The organism is Arthrobacter paludis (genome assembly GCF_056782315.1).
In genome coordinates this window covers 1-15489 of the sequence record NZ_JBXAEW010000003.1, presented here as the reverse complement: position 1 = coordinate 15489, position 15489 = coordinate 1, and the positions used below count along the sequence as shown (strand labels likewise).

13 protein-coding genes, 1 tRNA gene and 1 other RNA gene are annotated in these 15489 nt (G+C 71.8%); 8 read left to right on the top strand and 7 right to left on the bottom strand.

The genetic code is table 11. The features are described 5' to 3' along the window. Positions 1-45: 45 nt before the first annotated feature. Positions 46-1254, bottom strand: coding sequence for a PucR family transcriptional regulator (locus tag AC1Q5D_RS02905; RefSeq protein ID WP_481737068.1), 1209 nt, complete (start codon positions 1252-1254; stop codon positions 46-48). Positions 1255-1370: 116 nt separating this feature from the next. Then, complete coding sequence (gene aceE, locus AC1Q5D_RS02900; RefSeq protein ID WP_481737067.1) at positions 1371-4112, bottom strand: pyruvate dehydrogenase (acetyl-transferring), homodimeric type; 2742 nt, start codon at positions 4110-4112, stop codon at positions 1371-1373. Between the two features lie 281 nt (positions 4113-4393). Here aceE and AC1Q5D_RS02895 point away from each other — a divergent pair, with 281 nt between their 5' ends. From AC1Q5D_RS02895 to gndA, 4 genes are all read left to right on the top strand, one after another. Further along, positions 4394-4810 carry a DUF3052 domain-containing protein gene (locus AC1Q5D_RS02895; protein WP_481737066.1) on the top strand — a complete coding sequence of 139 codons (417 nt, stop codon included), beginning with the start codon at positions 4394-4396 and terminating at the stop codon, positions 4808-4810. After that, positions 4810-5298: a redoxin domain-containing protein gene (locus AC1Q5D_RS02890; protein ID WP_481737065.1), complete on the top strand. Its 489-nt coding sequence runs from the start codon at positions 4810-4812 to the stop codon at positions 5296-5298. Before AC1Q5D_RS02895 ends, AC1Q5D_RS02890 begins: the two co-directional genes overlap by 1 nt. A gap of 15 nt (positions 5299-5313) precedes the next feature. Beyond that, a tRNA-Val gene (locus tag AC1Q5D_RS02885) sits at positions 5314-5389 on the top strand. 99 nt (positions 5390-5488) lie between these two features. Further along, entirely contained in the window at positions 5489-6925 is a 1437-nt protein-coding gene (gndA, locus tag AC1Q5D_RS02880) for an NADP-dependent phosphogluconate dehydrogenase (RefSeq protein ID WP_481737064.1), read from the top strand. A gap of 116 nt (positions 6926-7041) precedes the next feature. Here the strand turns inward: gndA and epsC are convergent, their stop codons facing one another. The 3 genes from epsC to msrA all read right to left on the bottom strand — a co-directional run bounded on the left by epsC (position 7042) and on the right by msrA (position 9229). Then, a complete protein-coding gene (gene epsC, locus AC1Q5D_RS02875; RefSeq protein ID WP_481737063.1) occupies positions 7042-7626 on the bottom strand; it encodes a serine O-acetyltransferase EpsC in 585 nt (194 codons plus the stop codon). A 45-nt stretch (positions 7627-7671) separates the two neighbouring features. After that, entirely contained in the window at positions 7672-8607 is a 936-nt protein-coding gene (gene cysK / locus AC1Q5D_RS02870) for a cysteine synthase A (RefSeq protein ID WP_481737062.1), read from the bottom strand. A 97-nt stretch (positions 8608-8704) separates the two neighbouring features. Then, entirely contained in the window at positions 8705-9229 is a 525-nt protein-coding gene (gene msrA / locus AC1Q5D_RS02865) for a peptide-methionine (S)-S-oxide reductase MsrA (RefSeq protein ID WP_481737308.1), read from the bottom strand. A 126-nt stretch (positions 9230-9355) separates the two neighbouring features. On the opposite strand from msrA, the gene AC1Q5D_RS02860 reads away from it, so the two are divergent. Both AC1Q5D_RS02860 and AC1Q5D_RS02855 read left to right on the top strand, forming a co-directional pair. Next, positions 9356-10264, top strand: a complete 909-nt coding sequence (locus AC1Q5D_RS02860; RefSeq protein ID WP_481737061.1) for a Nif3-like dinuclear metal center hexameric protein — start codon at positions 9356-9358, stop codon at positions 10262-10264. 86 nt (positions 10265-10350) lie between these two features. Further along, positions 10351-11082, top strand: a complete 732-nt coding sequence (locus tag AC1Q5D_RS02855; protein WP_481737060.1) for a zinc ribbon domain-containing protein — start codon at positions 10351-10353, stop codon at positions 11080-11082. Here the strand turns inward: AC1Q5D_RS02855 and AC1Q5D_RS02850 are convergent. Next, the gene (locus AC1Q5D_RS02850) at positions 11079-11861 is read right to left on the bottom strand and encodes a YaaA family protein (protein WP_481737059.1); all 783 of its coding nucleotides are present in this window, start codon (positions 11859-11861) and stop codon (positions 11079-11081) included. The genes AC1Q5D_RS02855 and AC1Q5D_RS02850 overlap by 4 nt on opposite strands. 47 nt (positions 11862-11908) lie before the next feature. Between AC1Q5D_RS02850 and rnpB the strand changes: the two genes are divergently transcribed. Next, positions 11909-12282, top strand: an RNA gene (rnpB, locus tag AC1Q5D_RS02845) — RNase P RNA component class A. A gap of 183 nt (positions 12283-12465) precedes the next feature. Beyond that, complete coding sequence (locus AC1Q5D_RS02840) at positions 12466-13938, top strand: glyceraldehyde-3-phosphate dehydrogenase (RefSeq protein WP_481737058.1); 1473 nt, start codon at positions 12466-12468, stop codon at positions 13936-13938. A 16-nt stretch (positions 13939-13954) separates the two neighbouring features. Here AC1Q5D_RS02840 and AC1Q5D_RS02835 read toward each other — a convergent pair whose 3' ends face one another. Further along, the gene (locus AC1Q5D_RS02835) at positions 13955-15196 is read right to left on the bottom strand and encodes an IS110 family RNA-guided transposase (protein ID WP_481737057.1); all 1242 of its coding nucleotides are present in this window, start codon (positions 15194-15196) and stop codon (positions 13955-13957) included. Between the last annotated feature and the right edge of the window lie 293 nt (positions 15197-15489).

Genomic DNA, 15489 nt, shown 5'->3' with positions numbered 1-15489 from the left:
GCGGTTCGACGCGCCAAGCTCACCCGGGGGGCGCTTGTAGGAATCCTACAACGAAGGGTGGGTATCGAGGCGGCCGACCACGAGGGCCGTCTGGAGCACGAACGCCTCCCGCGGGATGAGCGGGTCCCATCCGGTGATGTCGCAGACGCGCTTGAGCCGGTAGCGCACGGTATTGGCGTGGACGTACAGCTCGCGGGCCGTGCCCTCCAGCGAGTGCCCCAGCGCGAGGTACGTGGAGAGGGTCTCCACGAGCCCGTTGCCCGCGGCCACGAGCGGGGCGTGGATCGCCTCCGCCAACGCCGTCCGGGCCGCCTGGTCGCCGTTCACGACCCGCTCGGGCCAGAGGTCCTCGGCCGCGACGGGGCGCGGGGCCAGGGGCCAGGCCGGCGCGGCGGCGATGCCCGCGAACGCGGCGTGGGCGCTGCCGGCGGCCTCCCGGAGGCTGTCCGCCCGGGGGCCGTAGACCACCGGACCGGGTCCGAAGAACGACGCGAGCCGGGCGCACGCCGCCTCGCTGTCGTCGACGCCGCCGAGCATCAGGATCAGCCGGTCGCCCTGGATCCCCACGAGGCAGTCGCGGGCGTGCCGGGCGGCCGCACGGCGCAACTCGCCGACGAACCCGGCGCCGACGACCTCGGGGGAGGACCCGACGACCACGTGGATCCCGCCCTGGGAGGTCCACCCGACGGCGGCAATGCGCGAGCGGAGCGAGTCGGGGCTCTCGCCGCGGAGCACCGCGTCGACGACCAGGGCCTCCAGCCGGCTGTCCCAGGCGCCGCGCGACTCGGCCGCGCGCGCGTAGACGTCCGCGGCGGCGAACGCCACCTCGCGGGAGTAGCGCAGGACGGCCTCGCGCAGCTGCACCTGGTCGGACTCGGGGGCGAGGTCGGGGACCTGGCTCTCCACCACCTCGACGATCGTGCGGATCAGCTGGAGGGCCTTCTGCAGGCTGATGGACCGCGTCAATTCGCTCGGGGCGGCCCCGAAGACGTCCGTGAGCACCCACTGCGGCGACGTCGGCCGCTCGTACCAGGAGACGAAGGACGCGATGCCCTTCTGGGCCACCAGCCCGAGGGCGGCCCGCTCCTCGGGACTCAGCCCGCGGTACCAGGGCAGGGACTGGTCCAGGTGGCGCAGCGCGACCGTGGACAGCACCCCGAGGTGGGATTTGAGGCGCTTCAGGGTCTCGGGGCTGGCCTTCGCCTGCCGTGCGGGCCGGACCCTGGTGCCGCCGGCGGCGCGCTCGTCGCTCATGACATCGAGGATACGCATGCGCGGCCCCGGCCTCCATTTTGTGAGAACACTACAAAAGACGAGGCCCCGCGGCCGGTGTCGTCCACCGGCCGCGGGGCCTCTCCTGCGCGGCGCCGCTACGCGTCGCCGCCGGCGTTGCCCGAGGTGCCCGCCGTCACGTCGTCGAGTCGGTACTTCTCGAACGCCTGGCGGGCGGCGTCCGCGTCGACCTCGCCGCGGCGGCCCAGCATCTGGAGGGCCTGGACGACGACGCTGTGCGCGTCGATCTTGAAGAACCGCCGCGCGGCGGCCCGGGTGTCCGAGAACCCGAAGCCGTCGGCACCCAAGGTCGCGAACTCGTTGGGGACGAACTGGCGGATCTGGTCCGGCACGGCCTTCATGTAGTCCGTCACGGCCACGACCGGGCCGGTGGCGCCGGCGAGCTGGCGCGTGACGAACGGCGTGCGGGGTTCGCTGCCGGGCTCGAGGAAGGCCTCCTCCTCGCAGGCGAGGCCCTCGCGGCGCAGCTCGGTCCAGCTGGTCACGGACCAGACGTCCGCGGAGACGCCCCACTCCTCGGCCAGGATCCGCTGCGCGTCCAGCGCCCACGGCACGGCGACGCCCGAGGCCAGCAGCTGCGTGCGCGGGCCATCGACCTTGGCCGGCGCCAGGAGGTAGATGCCCTTCAGCAGGCCCTCGACGTCCAGCTCCTCCGGCTCGGCGGGCTGGGAGATCGGCTCGTTGTAGACGGTCAGGTAGTACATGACGTTCGGGTCCGGGTGGTTCCCGCCGTACATGCGCTCCAGGCCGGCCTTGACGATGTGCCCGATCTCGTACCCGTAGGCCGGGTCGTAGGTGACGACGGCGGGGTTGGTCGCCGCCAGGAGCGGGGAGTGCCCGTCGGCGTGCTGCAGGCCCTCGCCGGTCAGCGTGGTCCGCCCCGCCGTCGCGCCGATCACGAAGCCGCGCGTCATCTGGTCGGCGGCGGCCCAGAACTGGTCGCCCGTGCGCTGGAAGCCGAACATCGAGTAGAAGATGTAGATCGGCACGAGCGGCTCGCCGTGGGTCGCGTAGGACGTGCCGGCCGCGGTGAGCGCGGCGACCGAGCCGGCCTCGTTGATGCCCGTGTGCAGGATCTGGCCCTGCGGGGACTCCTTGTACGCGAGGACCAGGTCGCGGTCCACGGACAGGTAGTTCTGGCCCTTCGGGTTGTAGATCTTCGCGGTCGGGAAGAACGAGTCCATGCCGAACGTGCGGGCCTCGTCCGGGACGATCGGCACCACGCGGGCCCCGAACTCCTTGTCCCGCATCAGGTCCTTGAGCAGGCGCACGAACGCCATCGTGGTGGCCGCCTCCTGCTTGCCGGAGCCGCGCTTCGCCACGGCGTACGCCTTCTCGTCCGGCAGGTGGAGCCCGTTGTGCTTCGTGCGGCGCTCCGGCACGGATCCGCCGAGGGCCGCGCGGCGGTCCATCATGTACTTGATCTCCGGCGCGTCCGGGCCCGGGTGGTAGTACGGCGGGCGGTAGGGGTCGGCCTCGAGCTGCTCGTCCGTGAGCGGAATGCGCAGGTGGTCGCGGAACGCCTTCATGTCGTCCAGCGTCAGCTTCTTCATCTGGTGGGTCGCGTTGCGGCCCTCGAAGTGCGGGCCCAGCCCGTAGCCCTTGACCGTCTGGGTCAGGATCACGGTCGGCTTGCCCTTGAACTCGGTGGCCGCCTTGTAGGCCGCGTAGACCTTGTGGTAGTCGTGGCCGCCACGCTTGAGGTTCCAGATCTGCTCGTCCGTCATGTCGGCGACCATCTCCTTGGTCACCGGGGACTTGCCGAAGAAGTGCTCGCGGACGAACCCGCCGGACTCGGCCTTGTAGGTCTGGTAGTCGCCGTCCGGGGTCTGGTTCATGATGTCGACGAGGGCGCCCTCCGTGTCCTTGGACAGCAGGGAGTCCCACTCGCGGCCCCAGACGACCTTGATGACGTTCCAGCCGGCGCCGCGGAAGAACGCCTCGAGCTCCTGCATGATCTTCCCGTTGCCGCGCACCGGGCCGTCGAGGCGCTGCAGGTTGCAGTTGATGACGAACGTGAGGTTGTCCAGCTTCTCGTTCGCGGCCAGCTGCAGGAAGCCCCGGCTCTCCGGCTCGTCCATCTCGCCGTCGCCCAGGTACGCCCACACGTGCTGCTGGGACGTGTCCTTGATCCCGCGGTGGTGCAGGTAGCGGTTCAGCTGCGCCTGGTAGATCGCGCTGGCCGGGCCGATGCCCATCGAGACGGTCGGGAACTCCCAGAAGTCGGGCATGTTCCGCGGGTGCGGGTAGGACGGCAGGCCGTTGCCCTCCTTGGACTTCTCCTGGCGGAAGCCGTCCAGGTCGTCCTCGGAGAGCCGGCCCTCCATGAAGGCGCGGGCGTACATGCCGGGCGAGGCGTGCCCCTGGAAGAAGACCTGGTCGCCGCCGCCGGGGTGGTCCTTGCCGCGGAAGAAGTGGTTGAAGCCGACCTCGTAGAGGGTCGCCGCGCCCGCGTACGTCGAGATGTGGCCCCCGACCCCGATGGAGGGGTGCTGGCCGCGGTGGACCATGACGGCCGCGTTCCAGCGCATCCACGCGCGGTACCGGCGCTCGGTCTCCTCGTCGCCGGGGAACTCCGGCTCCTGGTCCACCGGAATCGTGTTCACGTAGTCCGTGGTGGTGACCATGGGGACGCCGACGGACTTGGCGCCGGCGCGCTGGAGGATGGACCGCACGATGAACTGGGCGCGCTCGGTCCCCTGGGCCTCGACGAGCTCGTCGAAGGACTGCAGCCATTCGGCCGTCTCCTCCGGGTCCCGGTCTGGCAGCTGGCTGGTCAAGCCACTGCGGATGTGCGAGATGTGTTCCTCTTCAGCCACGTCCTACTTCTCCTCGTTGCGGGTACAGCGTGGTGGTGCGCCGCGTCCCGCCGTGCAGCGGGGCGCGGAGCGGCGGCCGTGCCGCCATGCACGCGGCCGGATCGAATCGGCCGCGCGTGTGCTGAGCCCACTCTAGACGCCGCCGCGGCCCGCGACCCAGCCAGAGCGCCCCCGGGCGGGGCCGCGCCGTCACACGGAGGCCCGTCTGGGCTCTTCCGCTTGATGGAGCGGGGCAAAAGGTGTTGGCTTGGGGTGACCGTACCCACGACGAGGAGGAGAACGTGAGCGACGCCGGAGCGGCCAAGACCACGGCTGTAGGCAAAATGGGTTTCCGGGACGGGGATCTGATCCAGGAACTCGGGTACGACGACGACGTCGACTTCGACCTGCGCGAGGCCCTTGAGGACCTCACCGGGAACGAATTGCTCACGGAAGACGACCAGGAGGTCGTCGACGGGGTGCTGATGTGGTGGCGCGAGGACGAAGGCGACCTGGTCGACGCCCTGGTGGACGCCCAGACGACCCTGGGCGACGGCGGCGTCGTGTGGCTGCTGACCCCCAAGAACGGACGCGACGGGCACGTGCCCCCGAGTGAGATCCAGGAGGCGGCGCCGACGGCCGGGCTCCACGTGACCACGACCGAGGGCGTCTCGGCGGACTGGGCGGCCGCCCGCCTCGTCGGCCGGCGCAAGAACTAGTGGACGCGGCGGCGACCGGCCCCGTGCCCGGCGACCGCCTCCCGCCGTTCCGCGTCGAGGACCAGTTCGGCCAGCCGGTGACCGGGGCCGCGTTCGCGCGCGGCCTCCACTTCCTGGTCTTCTACCCGTTCGCCTTCTCGCGGGTGTGCACCGCCGAGCTGGGCCGGGTGGAGCGGTCGCGGGAGACGTGGGCCGAGCGGGGCGTGGCCGTCTGGGCCGCCTCGGTGGACCACAAGTACGCGCTGCGCGCGTACGCCGAGCAGGAGGGCCTGGGTTTCCCGCTGCTTGCCGACTTCTGGCCCCACGGGGCCATGGCGACGGCGTTCGGGTGCTTCGACGCGGCCCACGGCCGGGCCGTCCGGCGCACGTTCCTCGTGGCCGACGGCGCCGTCGCGGACCGCTTCGAGTCCCCGGCGGGGCAGGCCCGCGAACCCGGCCGTTACGCCCGGGCCCTGGACCAATTGGCGGGCCGGTCCGCCGACCGGTAGTCTGGGGCGCCGCAAGGGTCTTTAGCTCAGCTGGTAGAGCGCCACGTTTACACCGTGGATGTCATCGGTTCGATCCCGGTAGGACCCACCAGCGGCGGGCGGCGATCGCCCGCCACCACGCTGTCACGATGCCGTGCCCACGCCCGCCGTGCCGGCCGGTGGGGCCGGTCCCACCGATCAGGGAGAACACATGCCAGCACACATCGGCGTCACCGGCCTCGCCGTGATGGGCGCGAACCTCGCGCGGAACTTCGCCCGCAACGGGTACACGGTCGCCTTGCACAACCGTTCCGTCGGCAAGACCGACGCCCTGCTCGAGGCCCACGGGCACGAGGGCGACTTCGTGCGCACCGAGACCCTGGAGGAGCTGGTGGCCTCCCTGGAGCGCCCGCGCCGGGTGCTCATCATGGTCAAGGCGGGCGGCCCCGTCGACTCGGTCATCGAGCAGCTCGTGCCCCTGCTCGACGAGGGCGACATCGTCATCGACGCCGGAAACTCCCACTACGAGGACACCCGGCGCCGCGAGGCGGCGCTCGCGGAGCGGGGCCTGCACTTCGTGGGCGTCGGCGTCTCCGGCGGCGAGGAGGGCGCCCTGAACGGCCCGTCCATCATGCCCGGCGGTTCGCGCGAGTCCTACGACGCGCTGGGGCCGATGCTGGAGAAGATCGCCGCCGACTACGACGGCACGCCCTGCTGCTCGTGGGTGGGGACCGACGGCGCCGGGCACTTCGTGAAGATGGTCCACAACGGCATCGAGTACGCGGACATGCAGGTCATCGGCGAGGCCTACGACCTGCTGCGCTCCGCCGCCGGCATCGAGCCCGCCGAGCAGGCCGGGGTCTTCCGCCGGTGGAACGAGGGCGAGCTGTCCTCCTTCCTCATCGAGATCACCGCGGAGGTCCTGGCGCACACGGACGCCAAGACCGGCAAGCCCTTCGTCGACGTGCTCGTGGACTCGGCCGGGCAGAAGGGCACCGGCCGCTGGACGGTCGTCTCCGCGCTCGAGCTCGGGTCGCCCGTCTCCGGGATCGCCGAGTCGGTGTTCGCCCGCGGGCTCTCCTCCCAGCGGGGCCAGCGCGCCATCGCCCAGGAGACGCTCCCGGCGGGCGCCGGGTCCGTCGAGGTCGGCGACGGGTTCGTCGAGGACGTCCGCCAGGCCCTGTTCGCCTCGAAGCTCGTCAGCTACGCGCAGGGCATCGACATGATCACCTCCGCGGCCGAGCAGTACGGCTGGGACCTGGACCTCGAGGCGATTGCCGCCCTCTGGCGCGCCGGCTGCATCATCCGCGCCGAGCTGCTCGACGACATCATGAAGGCGTACGCGGGACCGGAGCGGCCCGAGAACCTGCTGCTGGCCCCGGCCTTCACCGACGCGATCGCCGAGGTGCTGCCGGCCTGGCGCCGGGTCGTGGCCACGGCAGCGCAGCTGGGCATCCCGGCGCCCGTGTTCTCCTCGTCGCTGGCCTACTACGACGGGCTGCGCCGCAAGCGCCTGCCGGCCGCCCTGACGCAGGGCCTGCGCGACCTGTTCGGGGCCCACACCTACGGCCGCGTGGACGCCGAGGGAACCTTCCACACGCTCTGGAGCGGCGACCGCTCCGAGGTCTCCGCCGTCGACACCCACTAGGCGGCCACGGGTCCCCCGGCCGCGCCAGGACCGCCGGAGACCCCCACGAACGGCGCAGGCCGGCCCTCCCTGCGGGGAGGGCCGGCCTGCGCCGTTCGTGGGACGAAGGGTCCGGCTCAGATCCACATGGCGGGATCGATGTACTCGGCCGGGTCGACGGCCGGCTTGTGCTCCTCCGGCTTCCGCGGCCGGTTCTGCGCCGGCACGCCGGTGATGATCGAGTCCGCGGGCGCGTCCTTGACGACGACGGCGTTGGCCCCGATCGCCGAGTCCGCACCGATGGTGATCGGACCCAGGACCTTCGCGCCCGCGCCGATGACGACGCGGTCGCCGATCGTGGGGTGGCGCTTGACCCGCGCCAGTGACCGTCCGCCGAGGGTGACCCCGTGGTAGATCATCACGTCGTCGCCGATCTCGGCGGTTTCCCCGATGACCACGCCCATGCCGTGGTCGATGAAGAAGCGCCGGCCGATCGTCGCGCCCGGGTGGATCTCGATCCCCGTCAGCGCCCGCCCGGCCTGGGAGACGAGGCGGGCCGGGAGCCGCAGGGCCGGGTTGGCCCACATCCGGTGGGTCAGGCGGTGGATCCAGATCGCGTGCAGCCCCGAGTACGCCAACGCGTTCTCGACGTTGCCGCGGGCGGCGGGATCGTGTGCGCGGGCGCCTTCCAGGTCTTCCTTCAGGCGGGCGAGAAAAGTCAAGATCGTGGCCTTCGTTCGCTGCGGTCGGGGCTGCGGGGCGGTCGGCTAGCCCCGGATGTCGTCGTAGAGGAGCGTGGAGACGTACCGCTCGCCGAAGTCGGGGACGACGACGACGATCAGCTTACCGGCGTTCTCCGGCCGCGCGGCCACCTGCAGGGCGCCCCACACCGCCGCGCCGGCCGAGATGCCGCCGAGGATGCCCTCCTGCGTCCCCAGGGCTCGGGCGGTGGCGACGGAGTCCTCGACGGACGCGTCGAGCACCTCGTCGTAGACGGTGGTGTCCAGCACCTCCGGCACGAAGTTCGCGCCCAGACCTTGGATCTTGTGCGGCCCGGGGGCCCCACCGTTGAGGATGGGGGAGTCCTTCGGCTCGACGGCGATGACCTGCGCGCCGGGCTTGAGCTCCTTGAGCAGGCGGCCGGCGCCGGTGATCGTCCCGCCCGTGCCGATGCCGGAGACGAGGATGTCGACGGCGCCGTCCGTGTCGTCCCAGATCTCCTGGCCCGTGGTCTCGCGGTGGACGCGCGGGTTCGCCTCGTTTGCGAACTGCTGCGCCCAGATGGCGTTCTCCGTCGTCGCGACGATCTCGCGGGCCCGCTCGACGGCGCCGCGCATGCCCTCGGAGCCCGGCGTCAGGACGATCTCCGCCCCGAATGCGCGCAGCATGACGCGGCGCTCGGTGGACATGGTCTCGGGCATGGTCAGCACCACCCGGTAGCCGCGGGCCGCGCCCACCATGGCCAGGGCGATGCCCGTGTTGCCGGACGTGCCCTCGACGATCGTGCCCCCGGGCCGGAGGGCCCCCGCGCGCTCGGCAGCGTCGACGATGGCAACGCCGATGCGGTCCTTGACGCTGTTCGCGGGGTTGTAGAACTCCAGCTTCGCGGCGATCGTGGCGGGCAGGCCCTCGGCGATGCGGTTGAGCCGCACCAGGGGGGTGCCCCCCACGATGCGCGTGACGTCCTGGTGGATGGTTCCCATGGTGGCGCCTCCTGGCGGGGTCGGTGTTTCCGGTCGCGGCAAGCCTAGTCAGCACCCGGGGCGGCCTGCCGCGCCCGGTCGCCGTGGCGGGTAACAATCATTCCTCGAGCCATGCCGCGTAATGTTTGCGCGCTTTCGCGAGCTTGGGGTTGATAATCACCTGGCAGTAGCCCGCCCACGGGTTGCGGCGGTAGAAGTCCTGGTGCTCCGACTCCGCCTCGTGGAAGCGCGAGGCCCGCTCCAGCCGCGTGACGATCGGCGCCGCCCAGTTCGGCTGGTTCCGCTCGATGGCCCCGCGGAACAACTCGAGTTCGCCGGCGTCGTGGTAGAACATCGCCGACCGGTACTGGGGCCCGACGTCGTAGCCCTGCCGGTCCAGCGTCGTGGGGTCGTGGGTGGCGAAGAAGACGTCGAGCACGACGTCGGACGGCAGCACGGACTCGTCGAACGTCACCGCGACGGCCTCGGCGTGGCCGGACGTCCCCGAGCACACCTCGCGGTAGTGCGGGGCAGGGGTGTGGCCGCCGGTGTAGCCCGAGACGACCCCGACCACGCCGCGCATCCGGCGGTAGATGGCGTCGAGGCACCAGAAGCAGCCGCCGGCGAGGACGAAGGTCCGCATGGCGGCGGCGGGCCGGAGGGCGCCGGCGGGGGCCGGCTCGGTCTGCTGATCCATGTCGTGGTGTCCCATCCCTGTCTTCAATGTCCGCGGGCGCCCGTGCATTCCCGCAGCCGCTACGGTAGTCCCATGCAGACCGAGCAGCCGAATGCGCAGGACCCGACCGGCGGCGGGCCGACCGAGCCCCCGAAGCCCGGCCGGCGCCCCACCCTCGGCGAGGTCCTGCTGGCCATCGAAGAGCTGTGGCCGGCGTCCCTGGCGGAGGGCTGGGACGCCGTGGGCCCCGTGGTCGGCCGCCCCGAGCAGGATGTCGGAAAGGTCGTCTTCGCCGTCGACCCGACGCTGGCCGTCGTCGACGACGCGATCCGCCACGGCGCCGACCTGTTGGTGACCCACCACCCGCTGCTGCTGCGCCCCGTGAACTCCGTCGCCGCCACCGGGTTCAAGGGGGAGGTCGTGCACCGCCTCATCGAGTCCGGCTGCGGGCTCGTGACCGTGCACACCAACGGGGACTCCGCCGTGGGCGGGGTCTCCGACGTCATCGCGGACATCCTCGGCCTGACCGGGGTCGAGCCGCTGGCCCCGGCCGAGCACGGGCTGCCCGAGGAGGGGATCGGCCGGATCGGGGACCTGCCGGAGGCCGCCATCCTGTCCGACTTCGCGGCGCGCGTCTTCGGCGCGATGCCCGCCGTCGCCGGCGGCGTACGCGTGGCGGGCGACCCCGACGGCCTGGTCCGGCGCATCGCCGTGTGCGGAGGGGCCGGGGATGGCCTGCTGGACGCGGTGCGCGCCGCCGGGGCCGACGTCTACGTGACCGCCGACCTGCGCCACCACCCGGCCTCGGAGGCCCGGGAGGCCGCCGTCGACGGCCGCCCCTACCTCGTCGACGTCTCGCACTTCGCGGGGGAGTGGCTCTGGCTTCCGGCCGCGGCCGAGGCCCTGGGCAACGTGCTGCGCGACCAGGACTTCGACGTCGAGCTGGCCGTGAGCTCCGTCAACTCCGACCCGTGGGACTTCATCCTCACGCCCGGACGCTGATCCCGCAGACACGCGGGGCGGCGGGCGTCTAGGCTGGCGGTCACGGACGCCCGCACCCGGCGGGCGCCGGGAAGGGGACAGCGCGCGTGACGAAGGCACCACCGGAGCAGCAGGAACGGCTGCTGGAGCTGCAGGCACTGGACGCGGCGCTCGTGAAGGCCTCGCGGAGGAGGGCCGAGCTCCGGGCCGACCCCGAGGCGGCCGCCGCCAGCGAGGCGCTGGCGTCCGCCCGCCGGGACCTCGCCCAGGCCGAGGAGGCCCAGGGCGAGCGCGACGCCGCCCTGCGGGCCTCCGAGCGCGAGGTGCAGAAGGTCGAGGACCGGATCGCCAAGGACCGCGGACAGATCGACGCCGGGCGCGGCACGGCCCGCGACATGATGGCGCTGCAGCACGAGATCGACTCGCTGACGGGCCGCAAGTCCGTGCTGGAGGACGAGGAGCTGGAGCTGATGGAGGCCGCCGAGTCCGCGGCCGCGGATACGGAACGGGCCCGGGCCGCGGTGGCCGACGCGGAGCGGGAGCACGAGGCCCACCGGGCGCGGATCGACGCGGAGCTGGCCGAGCTGGACGCCGCCGACTCGCGCACGCGCAGCGCCCGGGCCGAGCTCGCCGCCGCGCTGGACCCCGCCCTCGTGGCACTCTACGACCGGCGGCGGGAGCACTACGGCGTGGGGGCCGCCCGGCTGCGCGGAGACTTCTCCGAGGGGTCGGGGATGACGCTCTCCGCCGGGGACCTCGCGGACATCCGGGCGGCAGCCGTCGACGACGTCGTGTTCTGCCCCGACTCCGGGGCCATCCTGGTGCGCACCGGCGCCTAGCGCGCGAAGCTGTGGTCCTCCGGCAGGACGACCGTCAGCTGGTGCGGCTTCCGCGCGGTGGCCGGGGAGAGTTCGGCCTCCCAACGCTCCCGGACCGCCCCCAGGAGGGCCTGCGGCGACTCCGGGGCGCCGCCGGGACGCGTCAGCAGGTGCCGCGCGACCTCGCCGCGCGTGTGCTTCGCGAAGTGCGAGACCACCTTCCGCGCGCCGCCGCGCTCCTGCACGACGGAGACCGCGACGGCGCCCGCCGGTGCGGGCGCCCAGGCGGCCGCGTACGTGCTCGAGCGGCAATCCACGACCAGGCCGCCGGCCGCCCGCCGGCCGAGGGCGTCCGCCAGCCGCGGCTTCCACCACGAGGCGAGCCGGCCGATGCCGGGCAGGTCGACGGACATGGACAGCCGGTAGGCGGGGATGCGGTCGCCGAAGCCCACGGCGCCCCAGAGGGCGGAGACGACCACCACGGATTCCTCCGCCCTGCGCCGCTGGTCGGCATCGAGGTCCCGGAAGCCCAGGGCCTCGTAGAGCACGCCCGTGTAGACGTCGTGCGCGGGTGCGGCGGGCTCGGCATCCAGCCCGGTGTTGCGCTCGACCTCGGCCGCCAGCGAGGCGCCCACGCCCAGGACCCGCTGCGCGTCCTGGCCGGCCGAAACGGCCGCCAGGGCCTCCATGACCTTCAGCCGCTCGGGGTTCAGTTCGGGGAAGGACAGGGCCTCGGGGTCGACGGGCCCGCCGCCCGTGGCGGCGCGCTTTCCCTCGGAGGGCGGCAGGACGATGAGCATCCCAGCATCCTATCGGCTGCCGCGCGGCGGGTAGACTGGGCGGCGGACGGGACAGCAGGACGGCCGCGTGCCGCCGCGAGGCGGCCCGAGGAACGTCCGGGCTCCACAGGACAGGGTGGTGGGTAACGCCCACTCGGGGTGACCCGCAGGCCAGTGCCACAGAAAACAGACCGCCCGCCCCAGGGCGGGTCAGGGTGAAACGGTGGTGTAAGAGACCACCAGCGGCCCGGGTGACCGGGCCGGCTCGGTAAACCCCACCCGGAGCAAGGCCAAACAGGTTGCGCCACGAGGGCTGTCCGCCCCAGCAACCGGGTAGGCCGCTCGAGGCCGGCGGCAACGCCGGCCCTAGATGGATGGCCGTCGCCGGCGTCCGGGCAACCGGGCGCCGGAACAGAACCCGGCGTACATGCTGTCCCGTCCCCCGCCCCCGTGTGAGCGACCTCACCGGGGGTGGCCGTCGGGGGCGCGTGCCACCGCCTAGAATGGGGGACAGGGAAGAGTCCCGGGGCCTGATCCCGACGCCCCACCAAACCGTCTCTGCAATGGTGCTTTAGCGGTGCCAACCGGCCCACGATCCGGGCCGGCTGAATTGGAAGGACAAGTAGTGACCCAGCAGTCTGTCGCCGCCCAGGAGGCCTGGAGCGGCCGCGAGGCACTCGCCGAGGCCATGATCCCGCTGATCGGGCGCCTGTACCGGAACAACAACGTCGTCACGTCGATCTACGGGCGCAAGCTGATCAACAAGTCGGCCATCGACATCCTCAAGGCCCACCGCGTCGCGCGTCGCATCGACGACGCCGAACTGCCGCTGGAGGAGACCCACCCGCTGCTCGAGGCGCTCGCGGAGCTCGACCTCGGCGCCGTGTCCGTGGACCTGGCCCGCCTGAACAAGAAGTACAAGGAGCAGGGCAAGGGCGCCGCGCTCAAGGACTTCCTGGTGGCCGAGTTCGGCGACAAGGTCGGTGCCGCGGGCGCCGCCGACGCCGAGCCCACCGACGTCGTCCTCTACGGCTTCGGCCGCATTGGCCGCCTGCTCGCCCGCATCCTCATCGAGCGCGGCGGCTACGGGCTGCGCCTGCGCGCCATCGTCGTCCGCAAGGGCAGCGACAACGACCTCGTCAAGCGCGCCTCGCTGCTGCGCCGCGACTCCGTCCACGGCCCGTTCGAGGGCACGATCACGGTCGACGAGGAGAAGAACACGATCCTCGCCAACGGGACCCTGATCCAGGTGATCTACTCGAACGACCCGGCCGCCGTCGACTACACGCAGTACGGCATCGACAACGCCATCGTCGTCGACAACACCGGCAAGTGGCGCGACGAGGACGGCCTCTCCCAGCACCTCAAGGCCAAGGGTGCCTCCCGGGTCCTGCTGACCGCCCCCGGCAAGGGCGACCTGAAGAACATCGTCCACGGCGTCAACGACAAGGACATCACCGACGGGGACCGCATCCTCTCGGCCGCGTCCTGCACGACCAACGCCATCACCCCGGTCCTGAAGGCCCTCAACGACCGCTTCGGTGTCGAGCACGGGCACGTCGAGACGGTCCACTCGTACACCAACGACCAGAACCTGATCGACAACTTCCACAAGGGCTCCCGCCGCGGCCGCGGCGCGGCGCTGAACATGGTGCTGACCGAGACCGGCGCGGCGAAGGCCGTGGCCAAGGCCCTGCCGGAGTTCGCCGGCAAGCTCACGGGCAACGCCATCCGCGTCCCCACCCCGGACGTCTCGATGGCGATCCTGAACCTGAACCTGTCCAGCGAGGCGACGAAGGAGGAGATCAACTCCTTCCTGCGCGAGGCTTCCCTCACGTCCGACCTGCACAAGCAGATCGACTTCGTGGACTCGCCCGAGGTCGTCTCCACGGACTTCGTCGGCTCGCGCCGGGCCGGCATCGTCGACGGCCTGGCGACGATCGCCTCCGGCAAGAACGCCGTCGTCTACGTTTGGTACGACAACGAGTTCGGCTACTCGTGCCAGGTCGTCCGCGTCATCGAGACGATGGCCGGAACGCACCCGAAGGCCTTCCCGGCGGTCGAGACGCCGCAGGCCAAGGTGCCCGCCACGGCCTAGTACGAAAGTAGGTGGGTCATGCTGCGACGGTGGGGCTGAGGGTGACGTTGTAGCCGAGGGCCTTCAGGTGCCTGATCGCGTTGTTCTTGGCCCTGGCGGGATCCATCCTGGTGAGGGAGTCCGATCCGGGGTCTTGGTAGCACTCGCCTTGGGCGAGCATGTGCCAGGCGGCCTCGAGGATGGCGTGCTCGGTCGCGACGAGGGCCTTGGTCCGGCCGCGGCGGGCGGCGATCCGCTTGTAGCGGGCGCCGAGGTAGGTGTTTTTGGGGTGTCGGGCGATCGAGAGCGCGGCGGTGCCGAGGGCGCCCTTGAGGTAGCGGTTCCCGGGCCGGGTCTTGCTGGACTTGACCCGTCCGGCGGATTCGTTGTGGCCTGGGACGAGCCCGGCCCAGGAGCAGAGCCGGCCCGGGGTCTGGAAGCGGCTCATGTCGGCCCCGGTTTCCGCGACGACGGTGTCGGCGACGGTGGTGGAGACCCCGGGGATGGTGGCGAGGAAGTCCCTCGCGGCGCGAAAGGGGGACATCGCCTCCTCGATGCGGGCGGTGAGCTGGTCGATCCATTCCGTCATCGAATCGATCCGCTCCAGGTGCATCCGGCAGATGAACGCGTGGTGGTCCGTGAAGCGGCCGGTGAGGGCCTCGACGAGTTCGGGGAGCCGCCGGCGAAGGGTGCCCCGGGCCAGGTCCGCCAGGACCTGCGGGTCGCGTTCGCCGGCGACGAGCGCCTCGAGCATCGCGCGGGCCGAGACCCCGGTCAGCTCCGAGGCGGTCGAGGAGAGCTTGATTCCGGTGGACTCGAGGAACTTCTCCAGCCTGTGGATCTCCCGGGTGCGGTCCTGGGTCGCCAGCGTCCGTGCCCGGGTCAGGTCCCGCAGCTGCCGGACCGGCTCGGGCGGGACGAAGCAGGCGCGCAGCAGCCCGTGCGCGCCGAGCTGGGCCAGCCATGCGGCGTCGGAGACATCCGTTTTGCGGCCCGGGATGTTCCGGGCGGCCTTGGCGTTGACCAGCATCACCGGCAGCACGTCCTCGAAGAGGTAGTAGAAGGGCTTCCAGTAGTCGCTGGTCGCCTCCATCACCACCGTCGTGACCCGCTCGGCCAGCAGCATCTCGCGCAGGGCCAGGATCTCGTTCGTGGTCGCTCCCCAGGTGGTGACTGTGGTGGTGAAGGTCCCGGGCCGTTTGCCCGGGGCGCGGATGGCGACCTTCGCGTCGCGCTTGGAGATGTCGATCCCCGCGGACCTCTCGTGGATCAAATCCATGATGGCGAACCTCCCCTGACAGCAGTGGTCTTCGGTTGTGCGCCTGCCGTGGAGAGGGCTGTTGGGATTCAGGAATCTAGTACTCGTGCTCGAGGCAACAATCCACGGTGCCCGTGGGGGCCCTCCGCGCCACGCTAGCCCACGGGCCAAACCGATGCACCAAGGACGGACCGGCGTCACCGCGGCAGACACCACCATCATCGGTCCCAAACCGGCCCCGGCGATACGCCACGGGCGAGCCGAACCGGAACTTTCGACCGCCACGGCGCGCAGCGGCGCTGGCTCGCTAGCCC

What these genes read in the sequence shown, in the direction of transcription:
- msrA (WP_481737308.1), bottom strand. Translation starts at nt 9,229, where the DNA reads ATGCGGACCTTCGTCCTCGCCGGCGGCTGCTTCTGGTGCCTCGACGCC.
- AC1Q5D_RS02850 (WP_481737059.1), bottom strand. Translation starts at nt 11,861, where the DNA reads ATGCTCATCGTCCTGCCGCCCTCCGAGGGAAAGCGCGCCGCCACGGGC.
- AC1Q5D_RS02860 (WP_481737061.1), top strand. Translation starts at nt 9,356, where the DNA reads ATGCAGACCGAGCAGCCGAATGCGCAGGACCCGACCGGCGGCGGGCCG.
- cysK (WP_481737062.1), bottom strand. Translation starts at nt 8,607, where the DNA reads ATGGGAACCATCCACCAGGACGTCACGCGCATCGTGGGGGGCACCCCC.
- AC1Q5D_RS02905 (WP_481737068.1), bottom strand. Translation starts at nt 1,254, where the DNA reads ATGAGCGACGAGCGCGCCGCCGGCGGCACCAGGGTCCGGCCCGCACGG.
- AC1Q5D_RS02835 (WP_481737057.1), bottom strand. Translation starts at nt 15,196, where the DNA reads ATGGATTTGATCCACGAGAGGTCCGCGGGGATCGACATCTCCAAGCGC.
- gndA (WP_481737064.1), top strand. Translation starts at nt 5,489, where the DNA reads ATGCCAGCACACATCGGCGTCACCGGCCTCGCCGTGATGGGCGCGAAC.